The organism is Clostridium sp. D5 (genome assembly GCF_000190355.1).
GTDB lineage: Bacteria > Bacillota > Clostridia > Lachnospirales > Lachnospiraceae > Faecalicatena > Faecalicatena fissicatena_A.
Genome location: NZ_GL870820.1, coordinates 96777 through 118197, shown reverse-complemented (window position 1 = coordinate 118197; position 21421 = coordinate 96777). Strand labels below are relative to the sequence as shown.

21 protein-coding genes are annotated in these 21421 nt (G+C 47.4%); 2 read left to right on the top strand and 19 right to left on the bottom strand.

The window, feature by feature from the left end; all coding sequences use genetic code 11:
- The first annotated feature begins 225 nt into the window (after positions 1-225).
- Positions 226-849 (top strand): HAD family hydrolase, encoded by a 624-nt coding sequence (locus HMPREF0240_RS20710; protein WP_009005357.1) that lies wholly within the window; start codon positions 226-228, stop codon positions 847-849.
- Positions 850-892: 43 nt separating this feature from the next.
- Here HMPREF0240_RS20710 and trpA read toward each other — a convergent pair whose 3' ends face one another.
- The 17 genes from trpA to HMPREF0240_RS20625 all read right to left on the bottom strand — a co-directional run bounded on the left by trpA (position 893) and on the right by HMPREF0240_RS20625 (position 19050).
- Positions 893-1669, bottom strand: a complete 777-nt coding sequence (gene trpA, locus HMPREF0240_RS20705; protein ID WP_009005356.1) for a tryptophan synthase subunit alpha — start codon at positions 1667-1669, stop codon at positions 893-895.
- Complete coding sequence (trpB, locus tag HMPREF0240_RS20700) at positions 1662-2846, bottom strand: tryptophan synthase subunit beta (RefSeq protein ID WP_035314417.1); 1185 nt, start codon at positions 2844-2846, stop codon at positions 1662-1664. Before trpB ends, trpA begins: the two co-directional genes overlap by 8 nt.
- Positions 2824-3447 carry a phosphoribosylanthranilate isomerase gene (locus tag HMPREF0240_RS20695; protein ID WP_035314414.1) on the bottom strand — a complete coding sequence of 208 codons (624 nt, stop codon included), beginning with the start codon at positions 3445-3447 and terminating at the stop codon, positions 2824-2826. The genes trpB and HMPREF0240_RS20695 overlap by 23 nt, the downstream gene beginning before the upstream one ends.
- The gene (gene trpC, locus HMPREF0240_RS20690) at positions 3444-4307 is read right to left on the bottom strand and encodes an indole-3-glycerol phosphate synthase TrpC (RefSeq protein ID WP_009005355.1); all 864 of its coding nucleotides are present in this window, start codon (positions 4305-4307) and stop codon (positions 3444-3446) included. Before trpC ends, HMPREF0240_RS20695 begins: the two co-directional genes overlap by 4 nt.
- 12 nt (positions 4308-4319) lie before the next feature.
- The gene (gene trpD / locus HMPREF0240_RS20685; protein ID WP_009005354.1) at positions 4320-5336 is read right to left on the bottom strand and encodes an anthranilate phosphoribosyltransferase; all 1017 of its coding nucleotides are present in this window, start codon (positions 5334-5336) and stop codon (positions 4320-4322) included.
- A gap of 87 nt (positions 5337-5423) precedes the next feature.
- Positions 5424-5999 carry an aminodeoxychorismate/anthranilate synthase component II gene (locus HMPREF0240_RS20680; protein ID WP_009005353.1) on the bottom strand — a complete coding sequence of 192 codons (576 nt, stop codon included), beginning with the start codon at positions 5997-5999 and terminating at the stop codon, positions 5424-5426.
- Positions 5996-7474 (bottom strand): anthranilate synthase component I, encoded by a 1479-nt coding sequence (gene trpE / locus HMPREF0240_RS20675; RefSeq protein WP_009005352.1) that lies wholly within the window; start codon positions 7472-7474, stop codon positions 5996-5998. The genes HMPREF0240_RS20680 and trpE overlap by 4 nt, the downstream gene beginning before the upstream one ends.
- Positions 7475-7986: 512 nt before the next feature.
- Positions 7987-8952, bottom strand: a complete 966-nt coding sequence (locus tag HMPREF0240_RS20670) for a D-2-hydroxyacid dehydrogenase (protein ID WP_009005351.1) — start codon at positions 8950-8952, stop codon at positions 7987-7989.
- A 21-nt stretch (positions 8953-8973) separates the two neighbouring features.
- The gene (locus HMPREF0240_RS20665) at positions 8974-9876 is read right to left on the bottom strand and encodes a TIM barrel protein (protein ID WP_009005350.1); all 903 of its coding nucleotides are present in this window, start codon (positions 9874-9876) and stop codon (positions 8974-8976) included.
- Between the two features lie 18 nt (positions 9877-9894).
- The gene (locus tag HMPREF0240_RS20660; RefSeq protein ID WP_009005349.1) at positions 9895-11577 is read right to left on the bottom strand and encodes a thiamine pyrophosphate-dependent enzyme; all 1683 of its coding nucleotides are present in this window, start codon (positions 11575-11577) and stop codon (positions 9895-9897) included.
- A gap of 234 nt (positions 11578-11811) precedes the next feature.
- Positions 11812-13098, bottom strand: coding sequence for a sugar ABC transporter substrate-binding protein (locus HMPREF0240_RS20655; RefSeq protein ID WP_009005348.1), 1287 nt, complete (start codon positions 13096-13098; stop codon positions 11812-11814).
- A gap of 45 nt (positions 13099-13143) precedes the next feature.
- Entirely contained in the window at positions 13144-14130 is a 987-nt protein-coding gene (locus tag HMPREF0240_RS20650) for a hypothetical protein (protein ID WP_009005347.1), read from the bottom strand.
- 28 nt (positions 14131-14158) lie between these two features.
- Positions 14159-15376 carry an MFS transporter gene (locus HMPREF0240_RS20645; protein ID WP_009005346.1) on the bottom strand — a complete coding sequence of 406 codons (1218 nt, stop codon included), beginning with the start codon at positions 15374-15376 and terminating at the stop codon, positions 14159-14161.
- A 26-nt stretch (positions 15377-15402) separates the two neighbouring features.
- Positions 15403-16530 carry a lactonase family protein gene (locus HMPREF0240_RS20640; RefSeq protein WP_009005345.1) on the bottom strand — a complete coding sequence of 376 codons (1128 nt, stop codon included), beginning with the start codon at positions 16528-16530 and terminating at the stop codon, positions 15403-15405.
- A 15-nt stretch (positions 16531-16545) separates the two neighbouring features.
- Positions 16546-17277 (bottom strand): SDR family NAD(P)-dependent oxidoreductase, encoded by a 732-nt coding sequence (locus HMPREF0240_RS20635; RefSeq protein WP_009005344.1) that lies wholly within the window; start codon positions 17275-17277, stop codon positions 16546-16548.
- A gap of 142 nt (positions 17278-17419) precedes the next feature.
- The gene (locus HMPREF0240_RS20630) at positions 17420-18259 is read right to left on the bottom strand and encodes a carbohydrate ABC transporter permease (protein ID WP_009005343.1); all 840 of its coding nucleotides are present in this window, start codon (positions 18257-18259) and stop codon (positions 17420-17422) included.
- Entirely contained in the window at positions 18256-19050 is a 795-nt protein-coding gene (locus tag HMPREF0240_RS20625; protein ID WP_198137832.1) for a sugar ABC transporter permease, read from the bottom strand. The genes HMPREF0240_RS20630 and HMPREF0240_RS20625 overlap by 4 nt, the downstream gene beginning before the upstream one ends.
- Positions 19051-19432: 382 nt before the next feature.
- Between HMPREF0240_RS20625 and HMPREF0240_RS20620 the strand changes: the two genes are divergently transcribed.
- Positions 19433-20227, top strand: a complete 795-nt coding sequence (locus HMPREF0240_RS20620; protein WP_035314412.1) for an IclR family transcriptional regulator — start codon at positions 19433-19435, stop codon at positions 20225-20227.
- A gap of 81 nt (positions 20228-20308) precedes the next feature.
- Here the strand turns inward: HMPREF0240_RS20620 and HMPREF0240_RS20615 are convergent, their stop codons facing one another.
- Both HMPREF0240_RS20615 and dhaL read right to left on the bottom strand, forming a co-directional pair.
- Positions 20309-20746 (bottom strand): RpiB/LacA/LacB family sugar-phosphate isomerase, encoded by a 438-nt coding sequence (locus HMPREF0240_RS20615; protein WP_009005340.1) that lies wholly within the window; start codon positions 20744-20746, stop codon positions 20309-20311.
- A gap of 15 nt (positions 20747-20761) precedes the next feature.
- Entirely contained in the window at positions 20762-21406 is a 645-nt protein-coding gene (gene dhaL, locus HMPREF0240_RS20610) for a dihydroxyacetone kinase subunit DhaL (protein ID WP_035314410.1), read from the bottom strand.
- Positions 21407-21421: the final 15 nt, after the last annotated feature.

Genomic DNA, 21421 nt, shown 5'->3' with positions numbered 1-21421 from the left:
TTTTTAAAAGGCCATTTTTATGATATCATAAAGATACTGTTCAGACCGTGCCGTGCACTCCGCTGCACGGCATCGGAGCCAATAAGGTGACGGTCTCGGGGCATCCGCCCCTCGCCGAAGACGACTTTAAATGGGCAGATGCCGTTACTGTGCACACACAGAGGGTGCGCACAGTAACATCATAAAAACGACTATTGATTGTTTGCGATGTAAGGAGTACAGAAAATGGATGGAATTATTTTTGATGTAGACGGAACTTTATGGAACTCAACCAATTCAGTTGCAGAGTCCTGGAATCAGGCCATTGCCGAACATTCTGACCTGGATGTCAGAATAGATGCCCTGATGCTGAAGAATCTTTTCGGAAAACCGATGGATGAAATATATGATGCAGTTTTTCCTTCCTTATCTAAGGAAGAACAGCAAAAACTGGGAGAGATCTGCTTTGAATATGAAAACCGGCTTCTCGAGACGAAACCCGGTATCTTATACGAAGGTGTCCGGGAAACCCTGCAGAAGCTTTCCCAGAGCACCCGGCTTTTCATTGTCAGCAACTGCCAGTGCGGTTATATTGAAGTCTTTTTAAAGACAACAGGACTCGAAGCTGCTGTACAGGACCATCTCTGCTTTGGTGATACCCTGACCTCTAAGGGACAGACGATCCGGACCCTGATGGAGCGCAGACGGCTGGAAGATGTGGTCTATGTGGGAGACACTCAGGGTGATTACGATGCCTGCCAGGAAGCCGGTATCCCTTTTATTTTTGCGGAATACGGCTTCGGCAATGTTCCCGCCGCGGAAGTAAGAATCTCCCGGATCAGTGAACTTCTGGAACTGTTTCTTCTATAAAGATATAGACCCAAAGAGCATCGAGTGCTTTGGAATGCAGTGCTCAGCAGCTGTGTACTGCATTCTTCATCTCAGTGACATACGTTTTTAGGGCTTCGGCCGCATCGTCACCGTACGTTTCAATTATCTTTACAATGGCGCTTCCCACAATCGCACCGTCTGATACCTCTGCTATCGCTCCGGCCTGCTTTGGTGTGCTGATTCCGAAACCTACGGCCGCCGGAGTATCGGTTACCTCCCGGATAGAAGAGATCATAGACACAATGTCTGTCTCGATGTTATTTCTCACTCCTGTTACTCCCATGGAGGATACAACGTACAGAAAACCTTTCGCGTCTTTTGCAATCGTCTGGATGCGCTGTCTGGATGTCGGCGCGATCATGGAGATGATATCTACACCATGCTTTTCTGCAATATCTGACATTTCTTCTTTTTCCTCATAGGGCAGATCCGGGATTATAATTCCATCTACCCCCAGTGTCTCACATTTCCGGAAAAATGCTTCGTATCCATAGTGAAATACCGGATTCAGGTAGGTCATGAAAACCAGTGGTATCTGGCTTTTTTCTCTTACTGCTTTTACAATATCAAACACACCGTCTGTCGTCATCTTACCATTCAGCGCTCTGATATTGGCCTCCTGAATTACAACGCCCTCAGCGGTCGGATCGGAAAATGGAATCCCGATCTCTACCAGATCTGCCCCGGCTTCCTCCATTGCCAGAATATATTCTGCTGTTTTCTCCCCGGAAGGATCTCCTGCCGTTAAGAATGCAATAAATGCCTTTCCCTTTGCAAATGCATCTGCTATTTTACTCATGAATATCTACCCCCTTATATCTTGCAATGGCCGCTACATCTTTATCACCTCTTCCGGACAGGCAGATGATAATGTTCTCGTCTTTCCCCATCTTCGGTGCAATTTTTCTGGCATGGGCTACGGCATGTGCACTCTCTATGGCACAGATAATCCCCTCTGTTCTTGCCAGATACTCAAACGCTTCTACCGCCTCATCGTCTGTTACCGGCTCATACTCCGCGCGGCCCGAATCCCGTAAATATGCATGTTCCGGTCCGATTCCGGGATAATCCAGACCTGCAGAAATGGAATATACCGGTGCAATCTGTCCATATGCATCCTGGCAGAAATATGATTTCATGCCGTGAAAGACTCCCAGGGTTCCTTTGGCCATGGTTGCCGCATGCTGGTCTGTGTCAATTCCTCTTCCTGCCGCCTCGCAGCCGATCAGTCTTACATTTTCATCCTCAATAAAATGGTAAAACATGCCCATGGCATTGCTTCCGCCGCCCACGCAGGCCAGCACTGCAGATGGCAGTTTTCCCTCGGCTTCCAGAATCTGCTGCCGCGCCTCCTGACTGATAACGCTCTGGAAGTCCCGCACGATCATGGGAAACGGATGCGGCCCCATAACGGAGCCCAGTACATAATGGGTGTCCGATACCCTGTTCGACCATTCCCGCATGGTTGCATTCACCGCGTCTTTCAGTGTCTGTGTACCGGTCGTTACCGCATGAACTTTTGCACCCAACAGCTCCATTCTATATACATTCAGTGCCTGCCTGTCGGTATCTTCCTTTCCCATAAAGACTTCGCATTCCATTCCGAGAAGGGCCGCAGCCGTCGCTGTTGCCACGCCATGCTGTCCTGCCCCGGTTTCCGCGATTACCCTGGTCTTTCCCATCTTTTTCGCAAGCAGAACCTGCCCCAGCACATTATTAATCTTGTGTGAACCTGTATGGTTCAGATCTTCTCTCTTCAGATAGATTTTGGCTCCGCCAAGCTCCTCCGTCATCTTCCCTGCATAATATAGAAGGGACGGGCGCCCCGCGTATTCATTTAACAGCTGCTTCAGTTCCCGTTGGAATTCTGCATCCTTTTTATAGTATTCGTACTGTTCCTCCAGCTGAATCAACTCATTCATTAATGTTTCGGAGATATACTGACCTCCGAATTCACCGTATCTTCCTTTCGACATCTCGAATCCTCCTGACCGCTTCTTTTATTTTATCTCTGTCTTTTTTCCCGTCTGTCTCCACACCACTGCTTATATCTACCGCATAAGGCTGCACCTGCCGGGCCGCTTCCGCCACATTTTCCGGGGTCAGTCCCCCGGCCAGGAAAAAGGGTCTGGCAGGGTTTGTGATTCTCCCGTAATCAAATCGTGTGCCGGTTCCGCCTCCGCCGCTGTCGAGCAGCAGATAATCCGCACAGCTGTGCTCCCATAGCCTGAGCTCTTCCTTAAAGGTATCCTTCGTCATAGAGACCGCCTTCACGACCGGCACGTCAAAGCGGCACTTCAGCTCTTTGGCAAATTCCACATTTTCATTTCCATGGAGCTGGACAACATCTATCACCTGCTGATATACCAGCTGCAGGATCCGTTCCAGTGAGTCATCCACAAACACTCCCACCGCCGTAATCCCCGGCGATAGCCGGCTCTTCAGTACGGCAGCCTGCCGGGGTGTCACATATCTTTTACTACCCTGTGCGAACACGAACCCGATATAATCCGGCTGCACTTCGTTCACCGCTTCAATGTCCTCTGTCCTGCTCAAACCACATATCTTAATCTTCATAAAGCCTCCCCGGATGACAAATCTTGAGAATATTCTGAAAATGGAGTGCAAAGGGGTCTGACCCCTTTCAACTCATCCAACATTTTCTTTTTGTCTGAGCAACGCATAAGTGTCTCGCCGATCAGTACTGCATCGGTTCCGTTTTCCCTCAGGCACTGGACGTCCCCTGCTGTTTTTATTCCGCTTTCGGATACGTAGAGTACCTCACCGGGCACCAGGGAGCGCAGCCGCCTGCTTGTATGGATATCTACCCGGAAGGTCTTCAGGTCCCGGTTGTTTACTCCAACGATTCTTGCGCCGCACTGCAGGGCTCTTTTGACTTCTTCCTCTGTATGTGCTTCCACAAGCGCCGACATTCCCAGTTTATCTGCTATCCGGATATATTCACGAAGTTCCCCGTCATCCAGGATTGCACAGATCAGAAGTACTGCCGAAGCTCCCATGCATTTGGCCTCGTAAAGCATATAGGCATCTATGGTAAAATCTTTCCGCAAAATGGGGATCCGTACACTTGCGGCAATCGCCTTAAGATATTCATTGCTCCCCTGAAAATAAAACGGTTCTGTCAGTACCGATAAAGCAGCGGCACCGGCCTTCTCGTAATCCTCTGCAATTTCTATATAGGGAAATTGTTCTGCTATCACACCTTTTGATGGGGAAGCCTTTTTTACTTCACAGATAAATGACATTCCCTCCTGCTTTAGGGCCCCCTCAAAGGGAAACGAAAAAACTCCGCCGTATTTTTCTTTATCTGCCTCTGCTTTCTGGTATGCCCTCTCCCTGATCACGTTTTCTGGAATTTCTTTTTTTCTTTCTTCTATTCTTACTCTGGTTCTGGCTGCAATTTCTTCTAATATCATCTTTCTCCTGCCTTATATTTCTTCATTTGAATATCGGATAAACTGTTCTAATTTTTCCTGTGCTTTTCCGCTGTCTATGGCTTCCTGTGCGAGCTTTACTCCTTCCTCAAGTGTTTCCGCCCTGCCGGCCACATACAGGGCTGCACCGGCATTAAGCAGCACGGCACTGCGTTTGGGCCCTTTTTCTCTGCCGCTTAAGACTGCTCTTGTAATCTCTGCATTTTCCTGAGGTGTTCCGCCTTGAAGTTCGGTTTTATCGCAGGAGGTAAACCCAAACTGTTCCGGTGTGATTACATAGGAGTGAAATTCTCCGTTTTTAATCTCACATACCGTTGTAGGGGCACTCATTGAAATCTCATCCAGCTTATCCTGCCCGTACACTACCATGGCGTTTTTAACCCCCAGTTTTTCCAGCACTCTGGCAAGAGGTTCTACAAGAGCCTCCTCATAGACTCCCATGACTTCCATATTAGCGCCTGCCGGATTGGCAAGCGGGCCGAGGATATTAAAAATGGTTCTGATCCCCAGTTCTTTTCTGACCGGCGCCACATATTTCATGGCAATGTGATAATTCTGCGCAAACAGAAAGCAGATCCCGATTTTCTCCAGAAGCTCTGCACTTTTTTCCGGGGGAATCGTAATTTTTACGCCCAGTGCCTCCAGTACGTCTGCAGCCCCGCATCTGCTGGATGCCGCTCTGTTTCCGTGCTTTGCAACCGGTACGCCTGCTGCCGCGATTACCAGTGCGGATGTGGTGGAGATGTTAAATGAATTGGCTCCGTCCCCTCCGGTTCCTACGATTTCCAGGGCATCCACATTGTGCAGCAGTTTTACGCAGTGTTCTCTCATACCTGCCGCCGATGCCGTAATCTCGTCAATGGTCTCCCCCTTCAGGCTCATAGCCGTGAGATAGGAACTCATCTGAACATTGCTTGCCTCCCCGCTCATAATTTCGTCCATCACCTGATACGCTTCCGCATAGGTTAAATTTTCTCTTCCTGCCAGTTTTAAAATTGCTTCTTTAATCATGATATTCTGCTCCCTTCCTGTTCTGCTGCTCTCGTCTTTTATGTTGCCGTCACTGTTCTGTCCTGTCTGTATTGATCCCCGGCTGCCTTATCCCTTGCCTGTATTCAGAAAATTTCGGATAATCTGTGCCCCATCCGGTGTTAAGATAGATTCTGGATGAAACTGCAGGCCATAGATCGGATACGTACTGTGCTCCACGGCCATTATTTCTTTGTCCCGGGTCCGTGCAGTAACCCGCAGCACATCCGGAAGGCTTTCCTCGTCTGCTGCCAGCGAATGATACCTGGCAGCCGGGATACTATTCTTCATTCCCTGAAATAACCTGCTGCCCCTGTCAAGTACTGTGTCCGAAGTTTTCCCGTGCATCAGCTGTTTTGCATAAGTCACTTTTCCACCAAAAGCCTGGCAGATTGCCTGATGCCCCAGGCAGACTCCCAGAATGGGAATTTCTCCAGCCAGCTCCTTTACCACCTCTGTACATACACCGGCATCCTCGGGTCTTCCGGGACCGGGAGAGAGAACAATATAGTCCGGTTCCATATTCCGGATTTCCTCAACAGTCTTTTCATCGTTTCGAATCACCGCCAGTTCATCACTCTCTGCCCCGATCAGCTGATACAGGTTATAAGAAAAACTGTCGTAATTATCAATTAGTAAAATCATGCTTCCATCCCCTCTCCAGCTCTTTCTACCGCATTTGTCACGGCTTTTGCTTTGTTCAAACATTCCTGATATTCCTGATCCGGTATACTGTCCGCCACAATGCCTGCACCTGAGCAAACATACAGGGATCCATTTTTTGCGTAGGCCATTCTGATTGCAATACAGGTATCCAGATTTCCTGTAAAATCAATATAGCCGACTGCACCGCCGTAGATACCGCGCTTACAGTCCTCCAGTTCGTTTATAATCTGACAGGCACGGATTTTAGGTGCTCCAGACAAGGTCCCTGCCGGCAGTATCGCGTCAATGGTATCCATAAAATCCTTATCCTCACGGATTTCTCCCTTCACCGTAGATCCGATGTGCATGACGTGGGAGAATTTCTCAATACTCTTATATTTCTCCAGCTCCACTGTACCTATTTTGCTGATCTTACCTATATCATTCCTGCCAAGGTCCACCAGCATATTGTGCTCTGCAAGCTCCTTTTCGTCTCCCAGAAGCTCCGCTTCAAGCCTCTGATCCTCCTCGCATGTCTCTCCTCTTTTCCTGGTTCCCGCCAGAGGAAATGTATGCAATATCCCGTTTTCAAGCTTAACCAGTGTCTCCGGGGATGCCCCTGCAATTTCAATGTCGTTGCTGGAAAAGTAAAACATATAGGGGGAAGGATTCGTGCTTCTGAGCACCCGGTACACATCCAGGATGCTCCCCTCCATTTCAGCCTCCAGCCGGTTGGCCAGTACTACCTGGAAAATATCCCCCTCATAGATATGCTGCTTTGCGTCCTCTACCATCCTGCAGTACTTTTCTTCTGTAAATTGCGGTTGAAACCCACTCTTTACCGTCAGCGGAACATATGGCTCCTGCTCCCCGTTCTTCACAATCGCCTCCAGCCGCTTCAGCCTTGCCACCGCTTTTTCATACTCTATCTCAACATCTTCGTCCAGAGACATACTTACAATCAGGATCATTTTCTGCCTTAAATTATCAAATACAATTACCTGATCAAACAGCATCAGATCCAGATCCCTGAAATGTGCCTCGTCCCTGGCATCCAGATTCAGTGTAGGCTCCACATACTTGATATAATCGTATGAAAAGTATCCTACAAGCCCGCCTGTAAAGGAAGGCATCCCTTCAATCTCCGGCGCCTTGTGTTCCCGGATCACCCGGCGGATATACTCACCAGGACAGCAGGTTACCATTTCTTCGGATTCACTGCCTTTCACGCTAAGTATCCCGTTTCTGCAGCTGATTTCCAACGTCGGTTCAAATCCAAGAAAACTATAACGTCCCCATCGCTTTGCATCCTCCGCACTCTCAAGCATGTAACAATGTTCACTGACATTTTTCAGTTTCCTCAGAACCCCGATCGGGGTATACATATCAGAAAACATCTCTATACTGACAGGCATCGTATGATATATTTCCATGGCTGCCAGCTCTTTTGCCTTTTTCAAATCCGGGTAACTCATAAGTTTCTCCTTTCATAGGGGTCAGACCCCTTTGCGATCCTTTTTTATGACAAAAAAATCCGCCCCTGACATTACAAATATAAAGTAATGTCAAGGACGGATTGAAAATTCAATTCGCGGTGCCACCTTGATTCACAGAAACTAATCCTGTGCACTTAGCAAGATACTATCATATCTCCGGCGACTGACGTACGCCCTTACGTCATGCTATACTCAGCCTTTTGGCCTTTCCCTCATGCCCTCAGCGGTCCATTTAACAAACTGCGTTTACCTGAATCCCACCACCTCAGGCTCTCTGTGAATGCACGATATGTTTTTATCTCCGCTTCATCGGTTTCATTTATTAAATTATGGTATATTATATACACTTCTTAATCAAAATGTCAATGACTAATTAAATTATTTCAATCATTGTCTGATTAAATTATTTCAATCATTGCTATCATCCCTATTCTTAAACGCTTATACCGGCTGCTTTTTTTCAGACCAGTTCTTTCCGTCCGCTATCCCTGTTAATTTACCACATTCACAGGTGTCCCGTGCTGAAACCGGATCAGATTCTCGACCGCAATGTCCATCAGGCGTTTTCTGGACTCCTTCGGTGCCCAGGAAATGTGCGGTGTAAGGATACAGTTTTTGGCTTTCAGCAGCGGATTATCTCCTCTGACAGGTTCCGCGGATACCACATCCAGCCCGGCCGCCGCGACCTTTCCGCTGTTTAGGGCATCTGCCAGATCCTGTTCCCGGATCAGCGGTCCTCTGGAATTATTAATGAGGATCACTCCGTCTTTCATTTTTTCAATATTCTCTTTATTTATGATTCCCTCTGTTTCAGGGAAAAGCGGGCAGTGAAGTACGATTACATCAGAGTTGGAAAAGACTTCATCCAGTTCAGCATATCTGCATGTTTCACTTTCCAGTGCAGTATTTTTGAATGCGTCATAAACCAGAAGATTCATACCAAGCGCCTGTGCAATCTGCCCTGTGCTCCGTCCGATACGGCCAAATCCAATGATACCCATCGTCTTGCCCGCCAGCTCTACTAGTGGGTAATCCCAGAAGCACCAGTCCGGATTCTGCTCCCACTTTCCTGCATGCACAGCCTCATTGTGATGCCCGATGTGATGGCAGATTTCCAGAAGCAGGGCAATCGCAAACTGCCCCACTGCCGCAGTCCCATAAGAAGGGATGTTTGTCACCGTTACTCCTCTCTCACGTGCGGCCTCAGTGTCAACCACATTATATCCCGTCGCCAGCACGCCCACATATTTCAAGTTTGGGCATGCCGCAAATAATTCAGCCGGCATAGGCGTCTTGTTGGTAAATACCGCTTCCGCGTCCCCGATCCGCTTAATCGCCTCGTTCACGTCTGTAAGAGAAGTCCGGTCATAAACCTGTACTTCACCCAGAACCTCCATGCTTTTCCAGTTCAGGTCTCCGGGATTCAATGTATATCCGTCTAAAACAACAATTTTCATTTAAGCAGCCTCCTTCATGTCTTAGTCCTCTAACAGCGCCCAGGCACGGTTAATCACTCGTTTCGTATTGGCCAGTACCATGTCTCCGTCCTCATCCCCCCAGGGTTTCACTTCCAGCGAAAGTATGTAGGGATCCCTGCTGTCAAAAAAGCCTTCTTCTTTCAATACTCTGAAAAACTCTGTCAGTTCTGCCACGTCATTGGCGCTGTCCGGGAATCCAAAGCGGGGATGCTGGTCTCCATATGCCTCTTTTCCCTTCTTAACAACCGCATTCCCGATATGGAGATGCGTAATATATGGACGCAGTGTTCTGATTACAAACTGTGATGACTCATATGTAGTCGGAAAATGGGACAGGTCTGCCAGAAGTCCAAAGTTATAATGGGTTATTCTCATATCTGCCGCAAATCTTGCTGCATAGGGCGCCGGACCGATCAGTGATGCCTTATCCATATCAAAATCAAACACTTCCAGCTCTACCATCATATTCTTCCCGGCAGCATAATCACAAACATTTCTGGTCGTTTTAAGTAGTTGTTCATAAGCTGTTTCCTTCGTCGCCTCTTCCCATTTTCCGGCAAGAAATGCGATTCCTTTCGCTCCCAGATATTCTGCCTCATCTATGGAATCTTTCAATATATCTTCTGCCTGCTGCCTCCTGGATTCGCTGATATCGTTTGGATTCAGCCCCGGTCCCAGCAGCCTGGGCTGTGCCCCGTACCCCACTCTCATGTGGGATTGTTCCAGCAGCTTCCTCAGTGCTTCCCGCTCTCCCTCACCCGCAACATGTGTTACTTCTATCGCACTGAAATATTCATCGCATGCAATCTGTTTAACCGAGTCTAAAAGTTTGTAATTCACCGGCGGATGAGTCATCCACTGTATCGTTCCAATCTGAAAATACTTCTGAATAGGATCTTTCATATCTTCCAGCCTCCGTTCTTAATTATTTTCTGGTGCCCATGACTTAATATTTTCCAGAGAACCGCCCATATCACAAAGCTGCTCTTTTACACAAATTGCATCAATGATATAGGTCTTCTGTGATTCTTTCGCCCGCTGAATCGCTTCCGCAAGTTCTTCTCCGTTAAAGACTCTCTCCGCTCTGCAGCCGAACCCTTCTGCCACTTTCAGGTAATCAATTCTACCGTCCTGGTTATAAGGCATATCAACGGCATATTCATATCCATATGCCCCTTTCTGGTTCTGTCTGATCAGGCCGAGATAAGCATTGTTCAGAATGACCACGATAATCGGTTTTTCAAACACTGCGGATACCGCAATCTCTTCTCCCAGGAATGTAAAGCCAAAATCTCCCACAACCGTTACAGAATGATGCTTTGGATCAGCAACCTTTGCACCGAATGCCGCCGGAATCTCATATCCCAGGGTCCCCGCACCGCCTGACGGAAGATATCTGCGCGGACAATTGATCTTCTGCAGCTGGCCTCCCCAGATCTGTGTAATTCCACATCCTGCCGTAAACATTGTGTTTTCATCGAACCCGTCATTGACCTCTTTGAATACACGATGTGGCATCATCGGGACACTGTTATAATCTGTCCTGCGTTCCAGTGAAGCTCTTAATGCCGGAAGTTCTGCGGCGCGCGCTTCATTCAATGGTTTTACGCCACGTTTCTTTACTTCTTCCAGAATCGCTTCCACCGTGAGCTTTACATCCGCTGCAATTCCAAGATCCGGTGTAAATACCTTTCCAATCTGTTTTGGCTCTATATCTACATGAATAAACTTTCTGTCGCCGCGATATACCTTCAGGTCTCCTGTATGTCTGTCGGAAAATCTGCATCCAAGCGCAAGAACAACATCGGATTCCAGCATCACTTTATTTCCAATTGGCTGGCCCACCTGGATTCCCGCATGTCCTGCATTCAGCGGATGTTCTACCGGAACACCGCCCTTTGCCATATATGTCTGTATAATCGGAATCTTCAGCTCTTCTGCAAGCCTAATAACTTCCTTTTCCGCCTCTGCGAGGATCACACCGCCTCCCATGATCATAACCGGCGCCTTAGCAACAGCCAGCATATCCACCGCTTTCCGGATATCTTCCATTCCCGGTTCATACACTTCAACCGGTTTTGGCTCATAATTGTCGATCTCAAATTCAATCTCTGCCTGCTGGACATCCAGAGGTAAATCCAGCAGTACTGGTCCGGGTTTTCCGTTCCGCATCAGGAAGAATGCTTCCCTCATGATCTCCGGCACCTTCTCCGGGTCTTTTGGACAAAACACCTTTTTGCAGACCGTAGCCGCAATGCTTTCCATGTCCACGCACTGGAACGGATCCTGATTCAGCTGCCATGTATTCGCCTGGCCTGTAATAGCCAGTACCGGGATGGAATCAATATGTGCCGTATACAGACCTGTCACAAAATTGGTTGCTCCGGGACCGGATGTGCAGATTGCCAGTGCAATCTCATGTGATGCCCTGTAATATCCGTCTGCGGCATGCATGCAGGCTTCCTCGTGACGCATGCAGTAGTGATCAATGGGCGCATCCTTTAAATATCTGTATACAGGATTAATTCCTGCTCCCGGTATACCAAATGCATTCCTGATTCCTTCCTTTACCATAATTTTTACAATTGCTTCTCCTACTTTCATATGATACCGCCTTTCATTTATTAAAATTAAATTTTATATATTGATATTACCTCGTTTTAAACACTAAGTCAATAGAAAAAGAAAAAATCTGAATCTGGTTTGATTTTTCGATCAAAGCCTCTGATTTTGTATAAAATAAGAGCCCCCTTTGCGGCGTTTTTCAAACACAAAGGAGACTCTTAACACTTACCCGCCGCCATGCTTCCCGAAATCAAACGGTCTCAGGCCTTTTTATCAGTACTCTTTTAGAACCTCATTCATCTCCCGAACCAGATCGTCCTGACATTCTTTGGGCGTTATTTCCCCCATCATCAGCCGTTCGATTCCATTGTTCAGTATGGTAACGACTTCCATTTTTGCAGGGCACTTATCTTCCTCCAGATTAATATCCGCCGCTGCATCCAGAAAAACTTCCACATTGGACGGCGAACTGATCCCACGGATCACGGCATCTGCCTCCTCATCTCTGGCACCGGGCGTTGAATATCCTGCTTCCGCCAGTATCTTCATCCCCTCCGGACCAACCATATAAGACAGAAATTGCCAGGCCTCCTCTTTATGCCTGCCCGAGCTGGACATCGCCCAGAGCGTCAGGTTTGCTTTCGTATCCTGATTCTTATTCCGGGGCATTTTTACAACATCCCATTCAAAGGGCAGATCCATTGCCTTATAGCTGGGCAGATTCCACATACATGCCGTCGTCATCGCCACTTTCTGATTCAGGAACATCACATCCCAGCTGGTCGTGCCCATAGCCGCCTGCTCCGCAGGATCCGGAGAAATATGATCCACCACAATCATATTATAAATAAAAGTAAGCGCTTCCAGTGCCTCCGGACTGTCCAGAGCCGTCGTCTTAAGATCCTCTTTGAATAAAGACGCACCCGCACGATTCAGCCAGCCGATTTGATGGCTGTGCCAGTTATAGGCAGTCTGGAAACCATACTGGCTTTCTTCCGGTATTGTCAGCCGCTTCGCCGCCTCATAAAATTCATCCTGGGTCCAGTCATCCTGCGGAAGAGGCACCCCGTACTTTTTGAATAAGTCCGCATTATAGTAGATAACATAAGGTGTCACCTCAATCGGCAGTGCATAAAGCCGGCCGTCAACGCTCTGCGGCTCCAGATAGTTTGTATCAAAACGGGACACATCAAAACTGCCGTCTTTCTCTATCAGACTGTCAAGCGGCTCCAAAGCCCCTTTTGACGCCAGATAGCTTACATTATCATTTAGGAAAAAGATATCCGGAGGGTTTCCTGACTCGATCAAGGCCAGTGTTTTTGCGTTGCGCTCATTTCCAATATCGATCCACTCAATTTCAATCTCCGGATGCTGTTTCATAAAACGTGCTGCAATTTCTTCAAACACATCCATCTCATAGTTAGTTCCACTGGTGGTAATCTGTATCACGGTCTTGCCATCAGTCCTGTCCGTCTCATCCTCTTTGGACCAAAAGACATATGCCGCTATGCCTGCAAGGACGATAGCAGCCACTATAAACAGCCATTTTTTATTTTTCATCCCGACACCCTTTCGTATCGTTTGCTCCGTCTAAATGAATTTTCTCTACAGCCGGCAAAATGCCGCTCTGAATCCGTTTGCCTGACTGCAGACTTCCCTCGAGTGGCTCAGGTATAACGCAAATGGTCCGGCTCCGTCCGCCAGTTCCCAGTTTCCTCCCCGGATTGCAATCCGCTCCCCATAATTTCTGACATAGAGAATATCGTCACGTTCCGAGGCATTCCCGGAAATCCCCACCCCGGCCATTCTGATCAGATCCGGCACACAGATTTCAGATTCCGCCTTTAATTCTTTCTGAAGAATACAGGTACAGCCAAAATCTCTATCCGAAGGGCCTTTCGTAAACTGGGGCCTCCTGACAGAACCTGCAAGCACCGCGCCTCCCCTGATCTCATGGACGTCCTGTCTGGTATTCCCTTCCCCAACGCCATCCAGGCAGAAAGTCTTCTGTTTTCCCGGATAAATCAGTTCTCCGTCTCTGCTGACAGCCCTCCACCGGCTGCTGGTTCTGCTCTCGTCCACATTCGCGGCAGAATCATTATTCGGAATCATCTGGATTTCCCCGTTGAAAAGTCTGAGCCCCGCTACAAATTCCCAGCCTTTCCCCGTTACAGCAAATCCTTCCGGCATCTGTTCCGTTTCCGCACGGGATGCGCTGATCGCCTGTTTTCGGCACCAGCATGCCACTGCAAACCATTCCGCATTCGATACCAGATGCCATCCCTTGCCTTTGCTGCTGCAGAATATTCTGGCCTCATCAATCGTCAGATTGGTAGCCGGCGTGCGGCCTTTCTGTGAATAAGCACATCCATTCTCCACATAATTCTGATACTTTGAAATATAAATTCCATCGACCTCTCTGCCTTCCACGATGAAGGCGGGACAGACACTGTCTCTGCCGCCTTCAAACAAATCAGACCATCTGAACTTCCGAATATATACCATCTCAGATGGTCTTCCGAATTGATCGTTTAAAACTCTGGTGTTTCCGCCGTTCTTCAGTCCGGCGGCAATCTTTTCATTCTCCGGCATCTCTATCCCGCCTCTCTAAATCACATTTCTATGCTTCCTGCTTCTTTTCCTCTTTGAATTTCGAAAGTGCTGCAATATAAATGACTATAATCAAGGCCACCAGCACGAGGGATACTATGTAAATGGAGCGGTATCCAAAGTTTGCTGCAACAACTCCAAGTCCCATGGATCCTGCGCCGAAACCGAAGTCCCAGAACATCTGGAATGTTGCACTCGCGGCTCCTTTTCTGTGAGCAGGCGCTTTTGCGAGTGCAATCGTATTCAGGATCGGCTGCGTCGCATTATATGCCACTGCAAAAAAGATTGCCGCAATATAAAGCATGGAAAGGTTCTGTGCGAATATGATGGCCGCCATCGTCAGCAGGAAGAATACAGCACCTGTATAAAATACTTTGTTCCTGTACTTTTCTCCCGCAACCTTCATAAGAAACATAGTTACAAATACGGTTGCAATACTGTTAATCGTAAAGAAAAGCCCTACATTGCTGATACCGATGGTGGTTCCGTAAACAGCGATAAAACTCATAATGCTGATATGTGCTACCCCATGCAGCATAATACACACAGACGGCAGCAATGCACTTGTTTCAAATAAATCTTTAAAACGCGGCTTCGCTGTTTTCTCGGTTGACATCCATTCATGTTTATACTGCTTCTCATAGTTGATTCTGCCTGAAAGCAGCAGTGCGATCACATACCCCACAGCTGTTACGGCAAACATCATCGGCCAGCCAATCACGCCGCCCAGCCAGATTCCGAGCAGCGGTGCGAACAGGCCCGCTACGGTCTGCAGGGCTCCCATGATGTAAAAGCACCGTTCCACCTTATTCGGATATAAATCCGCCACGATAGCCCCCTGCGCAGTTGTCGTCCCGCACAGTGCGAATCCAATCAGTGCGCGTGAAAGAATCAGCACCCATACATTTGGCGAAACCACGTACCCGATGGTACACAAAACATACATGATGGCACCAAACATATAAACCTTCTGTCTTCCTTTCTGGTCCGTAAGATAACCGGCAAACGGGCGTATTAGGATTCCCACAATAAAGTTAATCCCTCCAATCAGCCCTACGTGCCAGGCCGTCCCTCCTAAATCTGTTATATACAGTGTGAGAGGTGACAACTGCATGGAATATAACATGGATATCATAGTCATCGGAATCATCAGCCGGATAAAATATTTACGGCTCTCCGCCTCTGGTATTGCATTTTTAGTCTGAACTGCATCAACTGTATTACTCATTTCTTCCTCCTTAAACCGGGTTGTTTCTAAGCATTCGCCCCACCCTGATATATTTTTATGCCTGCTGCACTCGGTACCTGAACCTGTTCCGTCTGCTCAAGAGTCCCGCATTCCTCATCTACATGAAACACCGTTACAATCCCGTTGTCCTGATTTGCTGCCAGAAGAAACCGGCCATCCGGGGTCATCGCAATACTGCGGGGCTTTTCCCCTCCCGATGTCGCCTTTCCCGCGAACTTAAGCGTCCCTTCTTCCTGATCAATACGGTATACTACGATATTTCCATGCCCCCTGTTAGAAACATACAGATATTTCCCATCGGGCCTTACTGCAATATCAGCACTTGTATTCATTTCCGCCTGATCCGCAACGGAACTTGATATGGTCTGTTTCCAAACCAGTAATCCTGTTTTCAGGTCAAATTCATAAGCCGCAACTTCTGAATTCAATTCCAGGGTCACATAAAAGAAACAGCCATTTGGGTGAAACACACCGTGTCTTGGTCCGGAACCGGAATCGGTCTGCTCTCTTTGCAACGCGCCCTGCCCTAAGCCGCCGTCTGCGTCATCCAGCCGGTACACGACAATCTGATCCGTTCCCAGATCCGGGACAACGGCGAATCTGCCGTCGGGGCTCATGATAAGAGAGTGCGGATGGGCACTGCTCTGTCGAATCGGATTCTTACCCGAACCCTGATGCCTGATAAACTGCTGCATTTTTCCCAGCTCCCCGCCTCTCCCAATCGGGAAAACAGCAACGCTTCCACTTGTAAAATTCGTCACATACAAATGACTTTCTGCTTTGTCCAGTGACAGATAATTGGGATCTGTCCCCTCCGTTGCTTTCTGATTCACCAATTCCAGCATTTTTTCTTCCTGGTTTATCCGAAAAGAGCTGACACAGCCGGTGGCTTCGTGCTCAAATTCCTGCAGTTCATTTGCCACATATAAATAATCCCCGCTGCGGTCACGTACCATATAGGTTGGATTTTTGCCTGCCCATATCATCCGCTGCAATGTAAGATGCCCACTGAGCGAATCTATAGAAAACCAGTGGATCCCTTTTCCGCTGCTTTCATATACCTCATCCTGCCAATGGATATCTTCAGTAATTGAACCTATAAACACGTCATAATCCTGTCTCATCCCACTCATTCCTTCCTGAACTAATTACCAGAGAAGCTGGTTGCCCTGTGCATCAATAAAATTAATATTTTCTCCCTCCGGCATGTAATCCGGATAAGATTCCGCAAGATCCGCGATCATGACTGCAACTTCCTCGGGATAAAAGGTTGCCGCAGTGTCCTGTTCCCCCCTCATAAAGGTCTTCATCCACAGCGGATGTACCAGCAGCACATGTCCGCCCTTGTCTTTCAGAAAGGTTGCAATAATCTTCCCTCCCATATTGACCCCTGCTTTTGACATGAAATATGCAAAACATCTGTGTTCCGTACATCCCGGATGGGTAGTCCTCATGCTGCCGGCCTCCGATGAAATGTCCAGCACCAGCTTCGTCTTACCGCTTAGCAGCAGCGGCATCGCATAATGGCATACACGTAAATCCCCCACTGCATTGGTGTCAAACACCCGTACCATTTCATCAAAATCCAGATCATCCAGGATACTTTTCTCTATGTCTCCCAGGATTGCTGCATTGTTCAGGATAATATCCAGGCTGTCCGTATGCTGCTTCACAACTTCCACAGCCTCTCTAACAGAACTGTCTGATGTCACATCCAGCGGAAATCGGATAAGCGCATCCGGGTACTTTCCTTCCAGCTCATTCAGTAAAGATGTGGCCTGGCAGTACTCTCCCGCATAAACCGTATTGCCCCGTTTGAGAAATTCTTCTGCCATCGCTCTGCCCAGACCATGATCTGTTCCCGTAATTAATAATTTCATAATTGTTGTTCTCCCTGTAAAGTTATCTGGTTGCCTATTATCATGCTGTCACTGAATTAAGTTTGTGTATTTCCCCCTTTCCTGCACAGAGCTCCATTTTATTCAGCGGCAGATTCTAACCCGTTTCAGTTCCTGTATCTGTCTATTCCTTAATCCCGCTCATAACCAACCCCTCAATAAACTGCCGCTGTGCAACAAGAAACAGCAGAATAATTGGCAGCATCGTGAGCACCGCCCCCGCCATAACCTGATTCCATTGTGTCATGTACTTTCCCTGGAACTTTGCAAGCCCCATGGATAATACCCATAATTCCTCTGAATTGATATAGATCAGCGGCCGCAGAAATTCGTTCCATGTCCCGACCAGCACCGAGAGCACCAGTGCCAGTATCCCTGGCTTTGAATTTTTAAAGTAAATCTCGTAAAAGATTCTCGGATGGGAACACCCGTCTATTTTTGCCGCCTCCTCCAGGCTCCTCGGAATTCCAAGGAATGCCTGGTATATAAGCAGAATGCCAAATGCACTGTATATGGCCGGGACGATGAGGGATATATGGGTATCTGCCCAGCCCAGTTTACTGATTATAACGAACTGCGGAATCATAATTGCCTGGTAAGGGATCATCATGGAACCGAGAAAGGCAAGAAATATCAAATTCTTTCCTTTGAATTTCAACCTTGCAAATCCATATGCCGCCATCGAACAGCTGACCACCTGCCCCAGAATGGTTAAGGCCGTAACTTTCAGCGTGTTCAGAAAGTATGTCACCCAGGGTGCGCTGTTCCACAAAGTAAGATAGTTATCAAATCTCCACCTTTCCGGAAATATCTTCAGAGGAAGCGCAAACAGCTCCGATTCTGATTTCAGCGACGATAGCACCATCCAGAAAAACGGTATCAGCATGAGGACCGCTGTCAGAACCAGGAACACATACAGCAATGCTCTTTTCCAGGAAATATTCTTTCTGGGACATTTTTTCATACGCTTCCCACCCCGCCTTCATTTCTTCTGTTTGTGACGCGCAGCAGGATAAGGCCTACTGCGAAAATAACTGCAAACAAAACATACGACATTGCCGATGCATATCCCTGCTTAAAGTAAAGAAAAGAATTCTGATAAATCAGGTAAACAACTGTCTGTGTGGACTTTAAAGGTCCGCCTCCAGTCATGATGTATATCTGGTCAAATGCCTGCAGGCCGGTGATAATTGAATTCAGTACAACAAACAACACCGTGTTTTTCAAAAGAGGAACTGTCAGTTTAAAAAAGCTCTGTACCTGAGTGGCTCCGTCCAGTGCGGCTGCCTCATACAGTTCTGCCGAAATGCTCTGCAGCCCCGAAAGCAAAATAATCAGATTGAATCCCAGCGTCTTCCATATGCTCATCACGATCACAGCAATCATTGCCCAGGTTGTACTTCCCAGCCAGAGCGGCGGTGTAATGCCAAATGCTTCAAGGACCACGTTGATAATTCCTGAATCCGGCTGATACATCCATTGCCAGACCATTGCAGCAGCTATGTACGATACGATATACGGGAGAAAAAATGCTGCACGGAACCATCCTCTTCCACGGATTTTCTTATTCAGCAGCACTGCGAAGAACAAAGAGATTATTGTTCCTGCAATGACTGTACCTGCGGTAAAACAAAATGTATTCCCCAGGGAAAGCCAGAATTCCCGGTTTCTGAAAACCTTCAGATAGTTCAAAAGCCCAATAAATACCGGCTCTGAAATCCCGTCAAACCGGGTAAGGCTGTAATATAGGGACATCACAATGGGTACCGCATAAAAAACCAAAAAAATAATCAGGGCCGGGGCTATAAAAAAGTATCCCCATAAATTCTCGTTGTGTTGAGATGCAGACTTTTTTCTGCTGTGCAAAATGAGATTTCTGTTTGCCATATTCCACCCCAGCTTTCTGAAATTGTGTTTTCGTTTTTTTGTTTCGTAATTTTATTTATTAAAATTATATTTTATATTATACAAAATATACAGAAAATGTCAATACCATATATAAATTTTGTTTATTTTTAGTTGTTTCATACAGCATTACCCCCGTTTGAATCAAATTAAGGTTGAATTTTTTTGTGATTATGCTATAATATAAAATACAATTTTATTTATAAAGACGGATTTACAAAAAGGAGACGTTATGCGTAGAACATTGGATAAAAATTTACCCTCTCAGACAAACCAGTCGTCTGATAAGTTATTGATTATTTTAGAATATCTGGCCAGGCAGCCAAAGCCTGTACGCCTTCAGGATCTTGCAGCCGAATGTGAGATGAATCCGAGCACTGCTCTTCGGTTCATTACTGCATTGCAGCATCGCAATTATGTAGCCCAGGAAGCCGATTCTGAAAAATACTATTTAACACTGAAAATCTGCAACCTGGCTCAGCAGGTTACTTCTTACACGAATATCCGGAGTATTTCGCTGCCCTATCTGCACAAGCTTTCAGAAAGTTGTGGGGAGAGCTGCAACCTGGCCATTGAAAACGACCAGATGATCGTATACGTGGAAGTGGTAAAAGATTTCACAAAAACGCTGTTCACTACACAGCGGATCGGAAACATTGCCCCCATGTACTGCACCGGTATCGGCAAGCTGTTTCTTACAGATTACACAGAGGAAGAACTGGACCAGTTGATAGAGGGCCACCCGATGATCAGACTTACAGAAAACACCCTGACAACGAAAAGAGCACTTTTAAAAGAACTGGAGCAAATCCGAAAAGACAACTATGCTTTCGACAATGAGGAGTGTGAAATCGGTGCACGATGTGTTGCCGCACCGGTCCGCGACTTTACAGGAAAGGTCATTGCGGGCATCAGCATCAGCGGACCTTCAGTACGTATGACTCCGGAGTTCATCCAGGAATGCCTGCCCCGGCTGAAAGAAACCTGTCAGATAATCTCGGAATTAATGGGGGCGTCTCAGTCATAATAGCTGCACTCTCAAAAAACAGATTCAAAAAAAGCGGGAAGAATGAAAATTTCTTCCCGCTTTCGTTTTATCTTTCGATTTCTAACGGCTAATATCATATTCGTGATAACGATCCACTTTTGGCTGTGATGGACAGCCCCTCTCAAACCTGCAGTCCAGCCATATACTAAGCAGTTCTTCCGCCAGCATTTCTCCCAGTGTAAAAGCGCCAAGACAGGCCACATTGCTGTTATTGCTCGTTACTGCCCGCCTCGCAGAATAAGAGTCCGTCAGAAGCGCTGCATAGACTCCTTTTACCTTATTCGCGGCAATAGACATTCCAAGCCCCGTACCGCACAGAAGAACCCCTCTGTCGGCCTTTCCTGAAGCCACATATTCTCCCAGCCGAATCGCAGTATTGGCATAAATAGGGTCTTTGCCGCCCAGGTCTGTTACCTCATGGCCTGATTCGCTGCACACTTTCATCAGTTTTTGCTTCAATTCTTCCGCGTTGGGATCACATCCAAATGCAAGTCTCATCTTTTCCTCCCTTGTTCAGAGCAACTCCAGGATGCCGTCCGCCATAGCAGTCAAAATAATACAGCACGAGCAGGCGCCCGCATCCAGGACACCCCGGCTGCGTTCTCCCAAGCGGCTGCTGCGGCCAAACTTAGCAATAAGTTCTTTTGTAGAATCCCGCCCCCGCACAGCCGCTTTCTTCATTTCATCCAGAGCCGCCGCAAAGCTCTCCCTCTTTCCATCGGCCTGCCGCAAAGCGTCCACAGCCGGTGAAAGGGCATCAACCAGCGTCTTGTCACCGATGCGGGCATCTACAATTTCATATAGCCCGGTTCTGCCCGCATCCAGATATGCTGCAAAATCAGAGAGGCTGATTTCATCTTGCCCGCTCTGTTCTATAGCTTCGGCCATACACATTAAAATCGTGCCGTAAATCGGCCCCATGGAACCGCCGATTTCATTCAGAAGAATCATCGCCAGCCCGTCAAGACCGTCAGAAAAAGAGAATTCTTGATTTACAAATCTCTTTTCAAACAGACTGAATCCTTTGTTCATATTCATTCCATGGTCGCCATCACCTATTAAACCGTCCACATCGCCAAGATATTGTTTGTTCTCCTGAATCCCCTTTACCATTTTTAAGAGTACAGCTCCGCCTTCTGAGTTCTTAAATGTCTCCATTGATCTGTCTACCTC